Annotated in this window: 13 protein-coding genes; 6 read left to right on the top strand and 7 right to left on the bottom strand. The window is 40.6% G+C overall.

What is annotated here, in order from left to right:
* Positions 1-66: 66 nt before the first annotated feature.
* Entirely contained in the window at positions 67-1,305 is a 1,239-nt protein-coding gene (locus K8B83_RS12720) for a TonB-dependent receptor domain-containing protein (RefSeq protein WP_263283547.1), read from the bottom strand.
* A 6-nt stretch (positions 1,306-1,311) separates the two neighbouring features.
* On the opposite strand from K8B83_RS12720, the gene K8B83_RS12725 reads away from it, so the two are divergent.
* Entirely contained in the window at positions 1,312-2,073 is a 762-nt protein-coding gene (locus K8B83_RS12725; RefSeq protein WP_011789342.1) for an IS5-like element ISSpu10 family transposase, read from the top strand.
* Between the two features lie 17 nt (positions 2,074-2,090).
* Here K8B83_RS12725 and K8B83_RS12730 read toward each other — a convergent pair whose 3' ends face one another.
* The gene (locus tag K8B83_RS12730; RefSeq protein ID WP_223417379.1) at positions 2,091-3,389 is read right to left on the bottom strand and encodes a TonB-dependent receptor; all 1,299 of its coding nucleotides are present in this window, start codon (positions 3,387-3,389) and stop codon (positions 2,091-2,093) included.
* Positions 3,390-3,952: 563 nt separating this feature from the next.
* Here K8B83_RS12730 and K8B83_RS12735 point away from each other — a divergent pair.
* Positions 3,953-5,749 carry an acyl-CoA dehydrogenase C-terminal domain-containing protein gene (locus K8B83_RS12735; RefSeq protein WP_188740290.1) on the top strand — a complete coding sequence of 599 codons (1,797 nt, stop codon included), beginning with the start codon at positions 3,953-3,955 and terminating at the stop codon, positions 5,747-5,749.
* 384 nt (positions 5,750-6,133) lie between these two features.
* Positions 6,134-7,885: a DUF885 domain-containing protein gene (locus K8B83_RS12740; protein WP_188740291.1), complete on the top strand. Its 1,752-nt coding sequence runs from the start codon at positions 6,134-6,136 to the stop codon at positions 7,883-7,885.
* 99 nt (positions 7,886-7,984) lie between these two features.
* On the opposite strand, the gene K8B83_RS12745 is transcribed toward K8B83_RS12740, so the two are convergent.
* The 3 genes from K8B83_RS12745 to K8B83_RS12755 form a co-directional block, all read right to left on the bottom strand.
* Positions 7,985-8,593 (bottom strand): flavin reductase family protein, encoded by a 609-nt coding sequence (locus K8B83_RS12745; protein ID WP_188740292.1) that lies wholly within the window; start codon positions 8,591-8,593, stop codon positions 7,985-7,987.
* Positions 8,594-8,693: 100 nt separating this feature from the next.
* On the bottom strand, positions 8,694-9,440 hold the full coding sequence (locus K8B83_RS12750; protein WP_188740293.1) for a phosphatase: 747 nt from the start codon (positions 9,438-9,440) through the stop codon (positions 8,694-8,696).
* Positions 9,441-10,098: 658 nt separating this feature from the next.
* On the bottom strand, positions 10,099-12,030 hold the full coding sequence (locus K8B83_RS12755; protein ID WP_188740294.1) for a S9 family peptidase: 1,932 nt from the start codon (positions 12,028-12,030) through the stop codon (positions 10,099-10,101).
* Between the two features lie 576 nt (positions 12,031-12,606).
* Between K8B83_RS12755 and K8B83_RS12760 the strand changes: the two genes are divergently transcribed.
* The 3 genes from K8B83_RS12760 to darG are packed head-to-tail and all read left to right on the top strand — an operon-like array spanning position 12,607 to position 14,549.
* Positions 12,607-12,810 carry a hypothetical protein gene (locus K8B83_RS12760; RefSeq protein WP_188740295.1) on the top strand — a complete coding sequence of 68 codons (204 nt, stop codon included), beginning with the start codon at positions 12,607-12,609 and terminating at the stop codon, positions 12,808-12,810.
* A gap of 18 nt (positions 12,811-12,828) precedes the next feature.
* Entirely contained in the window at positions 12,829-13,506 is a 678-nt protein-coding gene (darT, locus tag K8B83_RS12765; RefSeq protein ID WP_188740296.1) for a type II toxin-antitoxin system toxin DNA ADP-ribosyl transferase DarT, read from the top strand.
* An 8-nt stretch (positions 13,507-13,514) separates the two neighbouring features.
* Entirely contained in the window at positions 13,515-14,549 is a 1,035-nt protein-coding gene (gene darG / locus K8B83_RS12770) for a type II toxin-antitoxin system antitoxin DNA ADP-ribosyl glycohydrolase DarG (protein ID WP_188740297.1), read from the top strand.
* A 324-nt stretch (positions 14,550-14,873) separates the two neighbouring features.
* Here darG and K8B83_RS12775 read toward each other — a convergent pair whose 3' ends face one another.
* Positions 14,874-16,172, bottom strand: coding sequence for a tyrosine-type recombinase/integrase (locus K8B83_RS12775; protein ID WP_188740298.1), 1,299 nt, complete (start codon positions 16,170-16,172; stop codon positions 14,874-14,876).
* A gap of 97 nt (positions 16,173-16,269) precedes the next feature.
* On the bottom strand, positions 16,270-16,512 hold the full coding sequence (locus K8B83_RS12780; protein WP_188740299.1) for a hypothetical protein: 243 nt from the start codon (positions 16,510-16,512) through the stop codon (positions 16,270-16,272).
* Between the last annotated feature and the right edge of the window lie 119 nt (positions 16,513-16,631).

Genomic DNA, 16,631 nt, shown 5'->3' on the forward strand with positions numbered 1-16,631 from the left:
GATGTTGAGAATGTAAATCAAGCAGTAACGCCAGCAATCTACTGCCTGGCGTTACTATTGTGGTGATTAAAATTGGTACGACACGTTTGCACCAAAAGTACGTGGTTGATTAGGGTAGCCGTTAAAGCTGCCAGACTGGATTGGTGGTGGGAAAGCCGACAATAAATACTCGTCATTGGTTAAGTTACGTACCCAAAGCTGAACACTCACACCATTATCAAAGGCAAGCCCTGTACTGGCATTAACGGAATTGACTTCACGCGTTAATGACTCTGGTGTGTTTTCAGCCACTTTAACGTCGCTTTCATATAAATAATCAGCACGTACATAACCATCTGCGCCGTTAAATACCTCAAAGTTATACACCACTCCAGCAGTAATACTCACTTCATGAATACCTGCAGGTTTTTCACCAGACAAGTCTGTAGGGCCGTCTATACCTGATGCGCCTTCAAACGAATCGTAAATAGGATCAAGGAAGGTGCCTGCTAATGTAAATGACCAGTCATCGGTTAAGTTGTAATTTGAATCAAATTCAAATCCTTGGGTACTTTGCTTACCTGCATTAGCCAGTACATAGCCGGTGCCGATAAAGATTGATGATTGAAAACCTTCAATGGTTTGGTCAAAAATCGTGGCATTAAACGAGCCGTTTTCAAATTGGGTTTTAATACCAATTTCATACACCATGGCTTCTTCAGGAGAGGCATAGCGGCCACCGTAAACTTGATTGGGTTCTTCAATGCCTGCTGTGGCGAGTGCGGCTTGATCGGCAGCAAATGGGCTAGAGTATCGCGATAAGTTCCACGATGAAGCCTTAAACCCTGTTGCGGCAGTAGCAAACACGTTAATGTTGTCGTTAATTTCGTAAGATAAACGCAACGACCAAGTGGTTTTACTGTCATCGGTTTTGTTGTCTTCAACGCCATTTGGTAAACCTAACATGGGCGGTAAAAACTGTAAGCTTTTTAATGTAGGTACAGCCGGCGCTAAAGTGGGAATACTGCCAATAGGCACACCAAATAGCGTAGACTCAGTGTCTAAGTCTAAAGATGAAAATACATCGGTGTTATTTTGCGAAATCGTGATTTCTTTTTGGTCGTTGGTATAGCTCACTCCAAAAATAGCGGTAAATTGATCTGTAATGTGATAATCAAAACTGGCGAATAATGAGTAGGCATCATTGTCTTGTTCAAAGTCTGAACTCACCGCAGATGTATTAGGGCTTGTTGATCTTTCGTGATGGATTATTAGACAGCATGATGGGCTGGTATAATTACTTTCGCCAAAAACTAACCATGACAACCCATCATGCCAAGAACAATGTTAACAGACGAGTACTGGTCAAAGCTAATCAGATTGATGCTTAAAACGGGCCGCGTATATGACAAGCCCGAACACAGAAATACTTTCGAAGGCATTTTGTATCGGATGCGGGTCGGTTGCCCTTGGCGCGATGTGCCAGAAGCTTTTGGAGATTGGAGCGCCATCTACCGGCGTTTTAACCTGTGGTCTAAAAAAGGCATTCTAATGCAGCTATTCGCAGAGTTAAGGCAATTGGCTGATTTAGAGTGGGAATTTATAGACGGCAGCATCGTCAAAGCGCATCAGCATGCGACAGGTGCTCGCTCAGAAGATAAAGAAGCGATTGGGAAAAGTCGTGGTGGTAACACGACGAAAATCCATATGGCAGTGGATAGTTGCGGCTTGCCAATAGATTTTATTGTGACAGGCGGTGAGGTTCATGACAGTAAAGCTGCCATAGAGTTACTAAAACAGCTGCCTGATGCCGAACACGTTATCGCTGACCGGGGCTATGATAGCGAGAAGATACGAGAGCAGATCCGAGAGAAAAAGGGCGTCCCTAACATACCGCGCAAGCGTAATTCGAAGATTGGGAATGGCGATATTGACTGGTGTCTGTACAAATATCGCCATCTGGTTGAGAACGTGTTTGCCAGGCTAAAACATTACCGCTCAGTAGCAACAAGGTATGATAAATTAGCCCGGAATTATGCAAGTACACTGGCCTTGGCTTGCTGCCTTATATGGCTGCCAATGTGGGTTGGCTGAATTATGAACAGCAAAGATCAACAGGCCCTAGAAAAGAAAGTACCTTGATCTAAGCCATAAACCCCTTCAACGCCACTGAGTAATCCTGCAGCGCCACCAGCCGCCATTAACATATCAAAATAGTTTCTGATATCGTCGCCATAGTACAAAGTGTCACCTGTGGTTACTTCCTCATGAAAAAGGTAAGCACCGAACATCCATTCTAGGGTGCGATCACCCGTAGATGTTAGACGAAACTCTTGTGTCATGGTGTCAATATCTGTGTATCCACCTTCAGTGAGAATATCTAGAGTGGTGTAATCAACATCGTTCATAAAGTCAGATTCGTTGTTACGTATCGCACTGATTGAAGTAAATGAATACCCATCAAAATCGATATCGAGCTGCAACGACACGCCACCGTCTTTAACGTTGTTGATGGGGTCTGAATTTAAAGCCGATTGATAGGCAAATGAACTGGATTCATCGATGTCTGTGCCGCCCAGCGCGCGAACAACAGCAGTGGTTGGGCCGTTTACAGAGTTCTCGACGGTACAGCAGGCCTCTTCAATTTCGCTGTAATCAGCAATTAAGCGTAATTTAACCGCGTCTGTGGGCTCAAACAGGGCTTGACCGCGTACATTCCAACGATCTTTGTCGTTAACATCATCTAATCCAGAAACCGACTCGGTATAACCGTCACGAGTATTAAAACCACCCGATACACTAAAGGCTAAATTATCTGTAATGCCATTGGTGTAATAACCTTTCATCACTCTTTGATTAAAGTTGCCAATACCTGCTTCAATTTTACCTTCTTGATAATAAGCTGGCTCACGGGTTGTCACACTTATCACACCCGCAGAAGCATTTTTACCAAACAGAGTACTTTGCGGACCACTTAATACTTCGACTTGCTGAAGTCTTGGTAAATCACCTATTTGAGCCGCAGCACGCGAGCGATAAACACCGTCAACAAATACCCCAACAGAGGGTTCAATCCCGGTATTGTTAGTCCCGTTACCAAAACCACGAATGGCAAAGTTGGTATTGGTTGAGCGTTGTAATGGAGTGACTCGCAGCGTAGGAACTAAAGTTTGTAGATCGTCAATGTCCATCACCTTTGCCTGATCAATGGCTTTACTGCTGACCACAGTGACTGCCACGGGCGTTTCTTGTAAACCCTTAGGTCTTTTAGACGCTGTAACGACAATACGTTCCATATCTTCATCTTGCTTGACGGGTTTTGCATCATCTGCATAAGCGGCTGTACTGAGTACACCTAGTACCGCAAATGAGACGATAGAGTACTTGAAAATTTGTGATTTATTATTCATTTATTTCCCCAGATAAAGTCGAATCAAAATTAAACAAGCTAACTAATACGTTGAATTACCAATGATATATACGACGCTTAAGCGTTCTTGTTTGTACAGTGTAAATATCGATCTTTGTAAAACAGCTATATTCAATAACGACAAGGGGATTCAACAGCACATCATTTTCGCTATGAAAATGTATCCTGAAAATACGAAATGACCACTTATAGTGAACAATTAACCGTAAAATCATGCTAGGACGAGTTACAACATTAAACAAATCAATTATTTTAATATGCAACTATTCGTAATACGAATAAGGCAAACATAAACTAGTGTTTTTACTCAAATTTTGTGTCGCGATTCAGTATAAATGCGCTTTATGATCATCAATGGTTGGTCACTCACCAAAGCGAAAACGGCTAAATACACCCAGCACTATTAATAATGCGAATGTGAACATATAAGTAATATGCATTTGGATAATACTTGCAGTTAACTTAGCATCAGTAATCTGAGATGAATTGCTTTATCTAAATAAACACTTGATAGACGCTGAAAAGACATGGAGAGTAACAACAATGCCTGAATATAAAGCCCCCATACGTGATGTAAAATTTGTAATGCAAGAACTGCTTGATTGTGAAGGGCACTATCAACGCTTGGGTTACCATGACGCCAGTATTGATATGGTTGATGCCATTATTGCAGAAGCGGCTAAATTAACCGAACAGGTCGTTGCTCCATTAAATCAAATTGGTGATCAGCAAGGATGTACCTTCAAAGACGGTGTTGTCACTACGCCAGACGGATTTAAAGCCGCATACGACAAGTATGTAGAAGGCGGATGGCCAACGTTGTCTCAAAGTGAAGAATTTGGCGGTCAGGGTTTACCACATTCATTAAACATTAGTATTGCAGAGCTTTTCTCAAGCGCTAACCACAGTTTTGCCATGTATCCAGGCTTAAGCCACGGCGCATTAGCCACCATTGAAGCCCATGGTACCGAAGCCCAAAAACAACAATTTATGCCAAACCTTGTTGAAGGTAAATGGACAGGTACCATGTGTTTAACTGAGCCTCATTGCGGCACAGATTTAGGCATGTTGCGTACCAAAGCAGAATTACAGACCGACGGCACATATTCGTTAACTGGCACAAAAATCTTTATTTCTGCCGGTGAGCACGATTTATCTGACAACATTGTGCATATCGTTATTGCACGTATTCCTGGTGCTCCTGAGGGTAACAAAGGCATATCGTTATTTATTGTGCCTAAATTTAACGTTAATGCAGATGGCAGCATTGCCGACAGAAACGGGGTAACCTGTGGTTCAATCGAACACAAAATGGGAATTAATGGTAACGCGACCTGTGTAATTAATTTCGACGGCGCAACAGGGCACTTAATTGGTGAGCCAAATCGTGGTCTTAAATGTATGTTTACCTTTATGAATGCAGCGCGTATTGGTGTTGCCAGTGAAGGTGTTGCCGCCGCAGAAGCCTCATTCCAGGGGGCGTTAGCGTATGCTAAAGATCGCTTGCAAATGCGCTCTATCAGTGGCGTTAAAAATCCTAATGGCCCAGCCGACCCCATTATTGTGCATCCCGATGTACGTAGAATGCTGTTAACTCAAAAATCTATTGCTGAAGGCGGACGTGCACTGATTTCGTATCTTGCCCAGCTTGTAGATATTGGCCATGCAGAAAAAGATGAAGCCATTAAAGCCGATGCCGAAACCAAACTGGCTTTATTAACCCCAATAGCTAAGGCATTTTTATCTGAGCTTGGCTTTGAATGTACAAGCCACGGTGTACAGGTTTTTGGTGGCCACGGCTTTATTAAAGAGTGGGGCATGGAACAGCTAATGCGCGATACTAAAATTAGCTGTATTTATGAAGGCACAACCGGTGTGCAGGCCTTGGACTTATTAGCCCGTAAAATTATTGGCACACAAGGCGAAGTATTAAAGCCGTTTTCTAAAGATGTCACTGCATTTTGCCAGCAAAACATGGACAACCCTGCTATGGCAGAGTTTATTAAACCGATTATGGCCTATGCTAAAGAGTGGCATGACTTAACCGTGCTCATTGGCGGAAAAGCCATGAAAAACCCAGATGAAATCGGCGGCGCATCGGTTGACTACCTAATGTACGCAGGTTATGTCACGCTGGCGTTCTTTTGGGCCAAAATGGCTAAAGTGGCGCAAGATAAACTGGCGGCAGGTACCACAGAAGCAGCGTTTTATGAAGCTAAAATCAAAACCGCGCAGTTCTACATGCAGCGAATGTTACCTAGAGCAAAAGGCCATGCAGCGTGTATCGCAAATGGTGTTGACTCTATGATGGCGCTAGACAGTGAAGATTTTGTCTTTTAATTTTACTACCGTTTTATCTTTGTAAAATAATAGTAATTTAATCTTAATCCTCAACCCAAAACCGCAACCAAACGTTGCGGTTTTTTATTACCTAGCTTCAGTCTAATTTTAAGTAATTCCAAGCAGGATAAATAAGTGTTCAGAGATTGCGTGGGAAAAATCGCTTAGATAAGGCAGAAATTGCAGCTAGCGAGTTGTTCTAACTTCAACATTTCTAACGATGTTATAAGCGGTTTTAACCAGTAAGCATGATCATATTCTTGTGCTGGTTGGTATAAAGTACCCATGATAATTATTGGTTACAGATTAGTTAATCTCTTGATAATCACTTTAGCGGATGATTCAGCTATAGTAATTGCTTCATATCAAAAAAGGATTTAGCTAATGTCAGGTAAACTGCTCACTTGTGTGATCCCATTGCTGGCTGTTGTTCCATTTGCATCTTCTGCTCAAACCTGGGTTGAGATCAGTAATGAATACACTAACAAACAAATTAATATTAACAGTCAATTTCAACCCGAAATGGCAAGCTCATTTGGTATTGTTGAAGCCGATAAGCGATGTAGCAACATTACAAAGGCACAACAAGATAAGTATTTAAACACCCTTAAAAGCAGTAAACAGACGTTATTAAAAGCACTAGATACTGAAACATTGCTGCCAGTACGCCAAGACTTAAACATCATTATTGACGATATAGATCAAACCATTGCCAGTGCAGCACTAGAAGACAAATACATGCTGCCCTGGGTAGATGTGCCTTTAATCATATTCAGAGGTGTATCGGCACTGCTTGATGATCAAATGTCAGATACGCGCAAGCAAGACGCAAATAACCGCCTTGCATGTTATGTCGGTAAAGCCGGGCAACCTGCATTAACCGAGCAAGCCAAAGCCTTATATGAAGCCGCGTTAGCCAACAAGTCGTTAATGGGACCAACAAAAGAAGAAGTAGAACAGGCGCTTGCAAGAACCGACACCCTAATACAAGGTTTGCAGCAGTTATTTGAAAAAAATGATTTTATCAAAGCAGATGACAATTTAGCGCTGTTAACACAACAAATTACAGATTACCGTCAATGGGCTGAAAAAACGGTCATTCCGACAAGTCGAGAAGATTTTCGTTTACCGCCAGAAATGTATGCACTAAATCTTAAAACTGTGGGTATCGATATTGAACCAGAGTTATTAATTGAGCGGGCCAAAGCAAGTTACATGATAACAAAGGCCAACATGCAAGCTTTAGCGCCATTAGTGGCTAAAAAGTTTGATATGCCATCAAGTGATTATCGAGATGTTATCAGAGAACTTAAAAAAGACTCGTTAACCAATGATAAGATTGAAGGCCATTACCATGCCATCAATAAACAACTCGAAGCCTTAATCAGTAAACAACAGGTGGTTAATTTACCTGAACGCGACATGATAATGCGTCTTGCAAGCGACGCCGAAGCCGCTGGAAGTCCTGCACCTCACATGTTACCGCCACCGTTTATTGGTAATACAGGTGAACAAGGCCAGTTTGTGCTTACCACCGGCAACCCCGCGTTAAAGGGTGATGCCGCTTACGATGACTTTAATTTTAATGCGGTAGCTTACACCTTAAGCGCTCATGAAGGCCGCCCAGGGCATGAACTGCAATTTTCGGTCATGTTAGAGCAGGGCGTGTCACTGGCACGAGTTTATTATGCGTTTAATAGTGTAAACGTTGAGGGTTGGGCACTGTACGCCGAAGCAGAAATGCTGCCGTATTTACCTATTGAAGCACAATTGATTGCACTGCAGCACAGGTTATTACGTAATGCCCGTGCCATGTTAGACCCAATGTTAAATCTTGGACTTACCACCAAAGAAAATGCATATGCATTATTGCGTAATGAGGTGGTGTTTTCTGAGGCGGCGGTAAAACAAGAAGTAGACCGTTACACCATGAGAATGCCTGGCCAAGCGGGCAGCTACTTCTATGGATTATCACGTTTACTCGAAATCAGGGCCGAGGTAGAAATTGCCTTAGGTGATAAATTTGACCGCTTAGCGTTTAATAACTTTGTATTAGAGCAGGGGTTAATTCCACCCAATTTAATGGCACAAGCGGTTAAAGAACGGTTTTTAACGCCAGCGGTAAAAACAAACTAAGCCATTATTATTAAAGCCTTAATTAATATACGTAAACATCCCATTGAAATCTAATTTGAATGGGATGTTTTTATTTGGTAATGACTATAAAAAACAAGGTTATTTTTTTGCGTAAGGTAAGCGCGCTAATTTATTCGTTGTGTGATAGCTATCAAGCCCAGAGATAGCCACAGTATCAATGGCATGTAAATCAATAAAACCATCATCTTCAACGGCGTTATCATCAACATACACATCAATGATTTCACCTATTACCAATTCGGTTCCATTCACGGCTAGATGTTGTTGTTCAACCAGTTTGACAGAATACTTAAGGCGGCTTTGTTTAACAAAAGGTGCATAAAAACCCGTTAGGTATTCAACAGTTAACCCCGTGGCATCAAATTCTGATTCATCTCTGTCATATCGAGCCGACGTTTGGTGCGCTTGTGAAAAAATAAACTGATTTACCTGATTAATGGTGTAAAAACCTGTTTGTAGAATATTTTCAAAGGTGTGCCTAGGCACACTGTGAGGTCGTATTATCATGCCCACAAGTGGCGGATTAGCGCCTAAGTGGAACACCGAACTCACTATCGACAAGTTGGTCTGGCCTTGAGCATCTTGCGTACCAATAAGATTGGCATTTTTAAACCCCGACAACGAATTAATAAAATGTGCACGTGTGCGTGTATCGAGGGCGTCGATACGCTCTTTAGTAAAATGCATAGGGATCCTTTACCTTGCCTGATTAACCTGATGTAAAATCTTCAGTTTAAATGGAAATATCCCTGTTATTACGTGACAGGCAATTGAATGGATCTGCTTACTAATCGATTAGCACATTATATTCATCTAAGGTGGTGTGGCCTCTTGAGGCTAAAAAAGATAACAAAGCCGCAGGGTTACGATTTAATAATCGATCTAGAGGAAAATCGACCGACTCAATGACCTCAATGGATTTATCAAACTCGCCTAGGCTAAATGCCACATGAGAGTCAGAGCCCATCACCAATAATCCGCCTGCATTTTTTACCGCTCTGGCGATGTCAGTACAGTTGTGTAGACTGCCATTACGTGATGTTAAAAATGACGAATTATTAATTTCAAGCGCAACATTATGTTTTGCTGCAGCCTGCGCCACTTTATCTATGTCGATAGGGTATTTGGGATTGCCAGGATGGGTAATAATATCCACGTGGCCACTTTCGATACAATTGATTAGCGCTTTTGTATGCGCCTCTTTGGTTGACGGGGGAAACACCGGCTCGTGAAAACCAGCCAGTACAATATCGAGCTCTTGTAAATAACTGCCAAAATAATCTATCTCGCCGTATTCATTTTTAATATTGGCTTCAATACCTCTAAGCAGCCCAATACCATCAACTATTCTGGGCAGTACTCGCATATTCACAAAGTGCCAAAAATGCGGAGCGTCGGCCATATCTGGGCCATGATCGGTTATGGCAAATAACTTCATGCCCTTTGATTTTGCCACAGATAAATAATCGTGAACTGTACTGTATGCGTGAGTTGAAGCTATAGTATGGGCGTGAATATCAACAGTGTATTTCATAGTTTGCTCACAAGAGGACTCATACCAATTAGCACAAAAATGTGATCATGCTTACTGGTTTTCATCGCTTATCACTTTGTTAGAAATGTTGAAGTTAGAACAACTAGCTCGCTGCACTCTCGGCCTTATTTTAAACGGTTTTTGCTTCGTAATCTCTGAATACTTATTTATCGTGTTTGGTATAAACAGATCGAAAGTTTATGCATAGCTTTTGAAAATATAGCCATTAAAAAATGGTCATTAGCTTGCCATTACGCTCTCAAAATAACATATCGTTCCCGCGATAGAAAACCCATCGACTCATTAATGGCTTTACGCTTCGTTATGATGTTGATTTAAGCCTTAACATTAAACCTAATCGTTAAAAAATGGCGTTGATAAAACTGGTTTTGCAATAAAAGGGCGCCTTTGCATAACGTTACCTTGTTACCCCAAACGGATACAAGCAGCGTCAATAAGCGGGATAGAGTAAATAACTGTAAGCCGTTACTGCACCAGCAAAAGAAAAGCCATTGGGTAAGCAATGGCTTGATGTGGTGTTTAACGCAGGTTAAATATTACTCAATATAAAACGGATTAAGCTAAAAGATTGTATTGATTTACAAACTGAGCTAAAACCGCTGTAAAAACACCATTTAACATCAACCTGCCAGAGTATTTATTTGCTTGCTTTTAGTAAGTAAGCATCTAAAAATTCGAGATATTTATTAGATGCACTAATTCGATTATTCTTTTTAGAAAAACCATGGCCTTCATCATCAAAAAGCAGATAATCAACATAGGTACCACCCGAGCGAATGGCTTGGACCATTTCATCACTCTCAATTTTAAGTACCCGTGGGTCATTAACACCTTGCACAACTAAAACCGGGTTATTAACTTTTTCACCAAAAAATACTGGTGAAATACGGTGTAACCTTTCTTTATCTGTTGCGGGATCGCCTAATTCATCGTACAAACTTTTTCTAAAAGACTCCCAATATGGCGGAATACTTTCGAGGGTACGCACCCAGTTCGTCACACCAAAAATATTAATACCAACCTTAAACTCATCGGTAAATGTCATTGCAGCCATAGTCAGGTAACCGCCGTAACTGCCACCCATCACCCCAATTTTTTCAGCATCTACCCAATCTAATGTTTGAAGATACTTTTTGTTATAAACGACATCTTGTAAGTCATCTTCACCATGGCGCTTATCATCCAAATGGAAAAAGGTTTTTCCATAACCACTTGAGCCACGATTGTTAATCATGATGATGGCATAACCGTTATTAACAAGATGTTGGATCGTTGCACTGTATCCTTTACGTGACTGTCCACCAGGGCCACCATGAATAAACACCAATGCAGGGACTTTATTTATCATGCTCGCTTGCTTGGGTTTATACAAAATGGCTGGAATGACTATGCCATCAAAACTCTTAAACCGCACCACCTCACCAGTAACCAAATTTTGCTCTTTTATGTTGGGATTACCCGAGTTAGTCAAGCGCGTAATCGAGTCTGAACCCAGTGTGTGAACATATAAATTTGAGGGAGAAGTATCTGAGTTGAGATAGAACACCATAGATTTAGAATCATTACTAAAATTAACACCACTTAAATCACCACTAGGTAATGCAGGTAATGTCAGCTCTGACTGGGTTTTTAAGTCTTTAATAATTAATTGTGTTTGCGCATCAGCATTAACACCAATAATTTGGTATCTGCCGTCTTTTGAAAAATAACTAAAGCTAACATCCCAGTCAGCTTTATAATTTAACGTACTTTTACCCGTGTCTAAATCGTAGGCCCAAGCCTGATTAAACTCACCAAACTCATCTGTTGCATATAACAACTGTTTATTTTTTTTTGAAAAGGTATGAACATAATATGAAACATCGCCACTATGCGGGGTGATCAATGTTGGCTTTGCCATTGTTGACTGTAAATCAACCAAGTAGAGATCTGAGTTACTATTTGAATGTGTTTTGCTCAGCGCAATAAATTGCCCATTCGGGCTGATATTTTCAACATTAAAACCTGAATCATTTTTAAACACTAATTCACGGCTATAATTATCAGCATTGTATTGATAAACATCAAAAAACTTTGGATCTCGCTCATTAGTGGCAACAAAAAATGAGCGGTCATTTTCATGCCAAGTTAACATTAAGGCTTTTAAACCTTCACCTGGGGTTAAATCGAGCTGTGAACCATCTAATTGTTGAACATAAAGATGGTCTAATTCATCACCGCCTTTGTCAGCGCTAAATAAAAACCGCTCATCGTTAGGAAACCAAGACGCAACAAAAATTGATTCTTTGGTCGAGAAAGTAAGTTGTTTTGCAGGTCCGCCATCTACCGGAACGCGGTAAGCATTAAAAATCCCACTGGCATCATTACTCACTAACACAGCATCACTTGAATGATTTATAGAAGAACCGTACACACTCGTTGTTTTATAAAACTCTTCAGCACTATAGGTTTCAAAAGCAACTGAACTCACTGGCGCAGACAGAGCAGTTACAGCATTGGGTTTATCCACCGTCGAACAAGCGCTGAGTACAGCGAATGCAACGACAGTTGTGACGACAAACTTATACATAAAAATATCCTTTTTTTATTGATCATATTAATCGAGAACGCCCGCAAACACAGACGGGAGCAACGTCATCCCAATCACCCAGTAAAAATCCTTAATAATAGGCAAGTTCAGCCTGTTATTAATGTTGATTATTACCGTATTCAAGCTAGTCGTAAAAACGGATATTAACAAGGAGGGTCGCACCACGAAAATTTGGACCTAGCAAACTTAAGGCGGCCAATTGGGGCTGATAAGATTTTTAACACTGTATGTTGTAAGTGTTAAAAAGTCTTTTAGAGTGAAAACGCAGAACTTTATGATGTTAATTTTGTATCTGCATGTAATTATTGGTGATTTCACAAATATGTGGCAAACTAATTTCAATTACAGTTTGTTGCTGTGCTAGAAGGAACTAGAATTCATATGAGCATCAATAAAGCCAAGCTTACCGAAACCGATATCATCTCCAAATACAGTTCCAACTTTAGATGTTGCAGCATTTGAAACGTTTAGAGGTTTTTTTGAGTTCATTACGGAAATTATCACTCCTGATACGGCACATTAATGGAATATCAACAATTTAAGCATAGGTATTGTATGGAAACATCTGAAAGAATTGAAATATGGAACGCATTTCTAACTGAGTGTTCATACCCTGGTTTTGCGCGTGACCATATCATTGCAATAGGCGATAACCCACCAGAAGTTATACAATTTGTTGGGGCTGTAGGTAATGCATACCACAGACTTTACACACCTTTGATGTCATATAAAGATGAACTTCAGCTCTTGAAAGGTTAATTTAATTGGAGCACCTTGATGACAATGCCAAGACCTGTTCGTTTGTTCCATATTACTGCGTTAGATAATTTGGCTATGATATGCCAGCAAGGGGAATTAACCAGTAAAGCTAAAAACGCGGGTTTAGGAATTAGCTATCACAATATTGCTCATACAGGCGCGCAACAGACTCGATCTTATAAAACTGTAATTAATCCACCTGGTGGTGGTATTCATGAATTTGTGCCGTTCTATTTTGCGCCTCGCTTACCTATGTTGTCGGCCATTCATCATGGCCGTGTAGTAGGGTGTAACTATGCTCAAATTGATATTATTTACTTTGAACTCACTATTGAAGGTGCTTTAAAGCAAGGGCTTAGTGAATTTGTTTTTTATGATCGAAATGCCACAAAAGCGTATAGTCAAGCATACACAGAGTTAACCCTATTACATTCTGTTATCGATTGGCAGACGCTAACTGAAGCCCCCACATTAGATGGATTTTGTAAGTATTTTCAAGATGTTCACAGCAACCCACGCTACATAGACCGAATGGAAAAGCGCCAAGCTGAGTTTTTAATAAAAAATGAAGTTCCACTCACTTGGATAACCCGGATAGGCGTTGCAAATGAAGCCAAAGCACAACAAGTTCATGCTATTTTGCAACAATTTGGGGTAAACTTGCCGGTAATGATAATGAAAGATTGGTATTTTTAGGAAATAACATGGTGATTAAATCAGTAGAAGGTGACTTACTACAGCAACAAGACGTTGATGCCATTGTTAATACCGTTAACTGTGTTGGTGTGATGGGCAAAGGCATTGCGCTGCAGTTTAAGAAAAAGTGGCCAAATAATTTTAAAGCTTATGCAGCCGCTTGTAAGGCGGGTGAAGTCAAGCTAGGGCAAATGTTCACTTTTGAGTTAGGCCCAATGGCGACCCCTCAATTTATCATTAACTTTCCCACTAAAGGCCATTGGCGCAGCGCCTCACGGATTGAGGATATTGAAAGCGGGCTTGCTGATTTAGTTAATCAAATTACATTACACAATATTGGTTCAATCGCTATACCGCCATTAGGCTGTGGCAATGGCGGTTTGCTTTGGGCTGACGTAAAACCCCTGGTTATACAATATTTATCAGCGTTACCTTCATTAGAAGTGCGTTTATTTGAACCAACAGGATTAATTAAACCCACATCACTAATTATTAATACCTCTAAACCTAAAATGACAGCGGGTAGAGCAGCCATACTTGCACTACTGGAAACCTATAAAAGTCTCAATTACGGTTTGTCTAAAATTGAAGTGCAAAAGCTTGCATATTTTCTACAAGTCGCCGGCCAAGATTTAAGACTCAAGTTTGTAAAACATCACTATGGTCCTTATGCAGATGCATTAAGACATGCGCTAGAACGTATGGATGGACATTTTATTCAGGGTGTCGGTGATGGTGTTGTTGAGGCTGAAATTAAACCTGATGAACAAGCGCTGCAACAGGCTAAACAATTTTTACAAGATGCTGACTCAACAATCAATTCACACATTGAACGAGTTGCGAATTTAATTGATGGTTATCAATCTCCCTATGGAGTTGAGTTGTTGTCAACTGTGCATTGGGTTATTAAAAACGAAGGCGCGCAAACACCAGAGCAAGCATTTCATTTGATCCAGCAATGGAATGCGCGTAAAAAACAATTGATGACACGACAACATATCGATGCCGCTTGGAACCAATTAGCAGATCAACACTGGATTTAATAAGTAACAATTGCAGTTAGTTATTAATGAAAGTGTATTTAGATATTCCACGAAGTGAGACAAAACTCATTTGGTATGAGAAACCACACACAGGTGATTAACCAATAAAACACAAATAGCGTATTTAACATAATATACATTGTGCGCATAAATGGTTTTGGTTATACATGCGCACATTTGTGGCTATGTTAATTAGCATGACTGATTGGTATTTATGTCTGTTTGATGGTTTTAGCCCATTACACCTTGATTATCGATTAAATCATAAGCTTTAAATCGTGCTGACATTGCATGCTTTTGGTTTTTAGCACTCATGCCAGCCAATTATTCAATTTGAGCAAGATGATTTAACGGTTTGTTTGCTGCACTTTGATGACGTTCGGTTTGTGTGGTGTGTAAATACTGTGACGTGGTGTCGATACTTTCATGGCCTGCATCTGCTTGTACATGTGACAATGGCCGACGGTTGATGTTGATATCGTGTGTAATACCGGTGTGACGAATATTATGTGCGGTGAGTTTTCTCATGAGTTGACTGTCGTGTTCAAAGCCATCCTTTGCGGCGTTGTCGGCGGCCAGGCTTATTAACTTGTCTATTTCATCTCGTATTTGTCTAATGCCTAAGTTTGCATTAACAATACCGGATTCTCTGCCATGAGCTGCGGCTTTATGCCGAATAAAAATAGGATGCTGGTCATTAATACTCGGTAAATCTGATAGGCCCAAATGCTGTCGGTATTGGATAAGGCTTTGCAGTAGCACTTTTGAAATGGCGATATTGCGAGCTTTTCCACTTTTAGAAAATGGCACATGAAAATACCAAACCCCGGAATGTGGATCTTGCCTAAATTGACTCATTATGGGTGCGTAACCAGCGCGAGCGCTGATCTCTGATATACGCAAATAGCAGCTATATAATAGTGTGATTAAAAATAAACTACGCTGATGTTGTTCTGGTTGCTGTGTTGCTAATGCCTCAACGGTACTGACAACATATGACCATTGTAACTCGGTAAAGGCATGATGGTTGTTATCTTCATCTAGAGTAAACTTGCGCTTTATCGCAAAGCGACTGTGTTTGAGCCACAGTTGTGCTGGGTTACGTTCTGTGTATTCTTCGCTAATGAGATAACCATAAAACGATGATAAAATAGCGATTTTGGTTTTTAATGCATTATCACTTAGCTGATATGGCAAACATTTACCGAGGTTTTTTTTACCAATAAATGGTCGCCATTGGCTATTGGGGTTCCGTTCGCCGCTGGCTTTGTCTAGTTTAAATTGTGCAACGTTGAAATATCCAATTAACTCTTGTGGTGGCGATTGGCAGTAGTCGATGTACTTTGCAATGTCTTTACGTGTGACTGCACTTGGCGATAATGCCACTACGTCAAAGCACCAATGTAAGTATGTTGTGAGCTCACTGCGGTAGGCTTTGTAGTTGTTTTCAGACTGTTTTTGCTCAAATAACCAGTCTGCACAATGTTCAATTACCAGCCCTGCGTCGGTTACTTTGTTGATTGAAATACGAGTAATGTATTGATTAACAATTGGATTACCTTGCAATACGTATTGAGCTGAATCAAATAATGGTAATACTGGTGGCAGTGGTTCTGTGATCATGACCTTAAACTTATACTATTGATTATACTAATATTATAGCTAAATATGTTTAATGCCGATAACGTTATTTATCGGCATTAAACCAGGTGAAAATTGGTTAGCAAATATCTTTGTCGTGGATCACTTGATATGCTGGTTGCTTAAGCCCAGCATAACTGCAGGTTTGCTGACACTGAGATTTTTGACAACCAATGCGATTTTGGCAACTCCAAAGACACAATTGCCACAGGGTTTGTTTACTGCTTTTATCTAAACAATGTAAATCTGCGGCACATAAATGCCCTGCTCTTATCAGCTGAGCCACTTTATGACTGTCGATAGCTACATTTATTTTGGCCATGTTACCTTCCCATTCAAAACTGATATGAGATCAATAATACATTGTTGAGAATGATTATCAATTAGGTTTTGTTTATGACCAGCCTTTTTGTGCGCTAGCACTCGTTTGTTGGGTCTGCC

Origin of the sequence: Shewanella inventionis, from assembly GCF_019931735.1 — a bacterium.
GTDB lineage: Bacteria > Pseudomonadota > Gammaproteobacteria > Enterobacterales > Shewanellaceae > Shewanella > Shewanella inventionis.

Excerpts from the sequence above, each read along its gene's own strand:
- K8B83_RS12725 (WP_011789342.1), top strand. The coding sequence starts at position 1,312 with ATGCCAAGAACAATGTTAACAGACGAGTACTGGTCAAAGCTAATCAGA.
- K8B83_RS12730 (WP_223417379.1), bottom strand. The coding sequence starts at position 3,389 with ATGAATAATAAATCACAAATTTTCAAGTACTCTATCGTCTCATTTGCG.
- K8B83_RS12735 (WP_188740290.1), top strand. The coding sequence starts at position 3,953 with ATGCCTGAATATAAAGCCCCCATACGTGATGTAAAATTTGTAATGCAA.
- K8B83_RS12740 (WP_188740291.1), top strand. The coding sequence starts at position 6,134 with ATGTCAGGTAAACTGCTCACTTGTGTGATCCCATTGCTGGCTGTTGTT.
- K8B83_RS12745 (WP_188740292.1), bottom strand. The coding sequence starts at position 8,593 with ATGCATTTTACTAAAGAGCGTATCGACGCCCTCGATACACGCACACGT.
- K8B83_RS12750 (WP_188740293.1), bottom strand. The coding sequence starts at position 9,440 with ATGAAATACACTGTTGATATTCACGCCCATACTATAGCTTCAACTCAC.
- K8B83_RS12755 (WP_188740294.1), bottom strand. The coding sequence starts at position 12,030 with ATGTATAAGTTTGTCGTCACAACTGTCGTTGCATTCGCTGTACTCAGC.
- K8B83_RS12760 (WP_188740295.1), top strand. The coding sequence starts at position 12,607 with ATGGAAACATCTGAAAGAATTGAAATATGGAACGCATTTCTAACTGAG.
- darT (WP_188740296.1), top strand. The coding sequence starts at position 12,829 with ATGACAATGCCAAGACCTGTTCGTTTGTTCCATATTACTGCGTTAGAT.
- darG (WP_188740297.1), top strand. The coding sequence starts at position 13,515 with ATGGTGATTAAATCAGTAGAAGGTGACTTACTACAGCAACAAGACGTT.
- K8B83_RS12775 (WP_188740298.1), bottom strand. The coding sequence starts at position 16,172 with ATGATCACAGAACCACTGCCACCAGTATTACCATTATTTGATTCAGCT.
- K8B83_RS12780 (WP_188740299.1), bottom strand. The coding sequence starts at position 16,512 with ATGGCCAAAATAAATGTAGCTATCGACAGTCATAAAGTGGCTCAGCTG.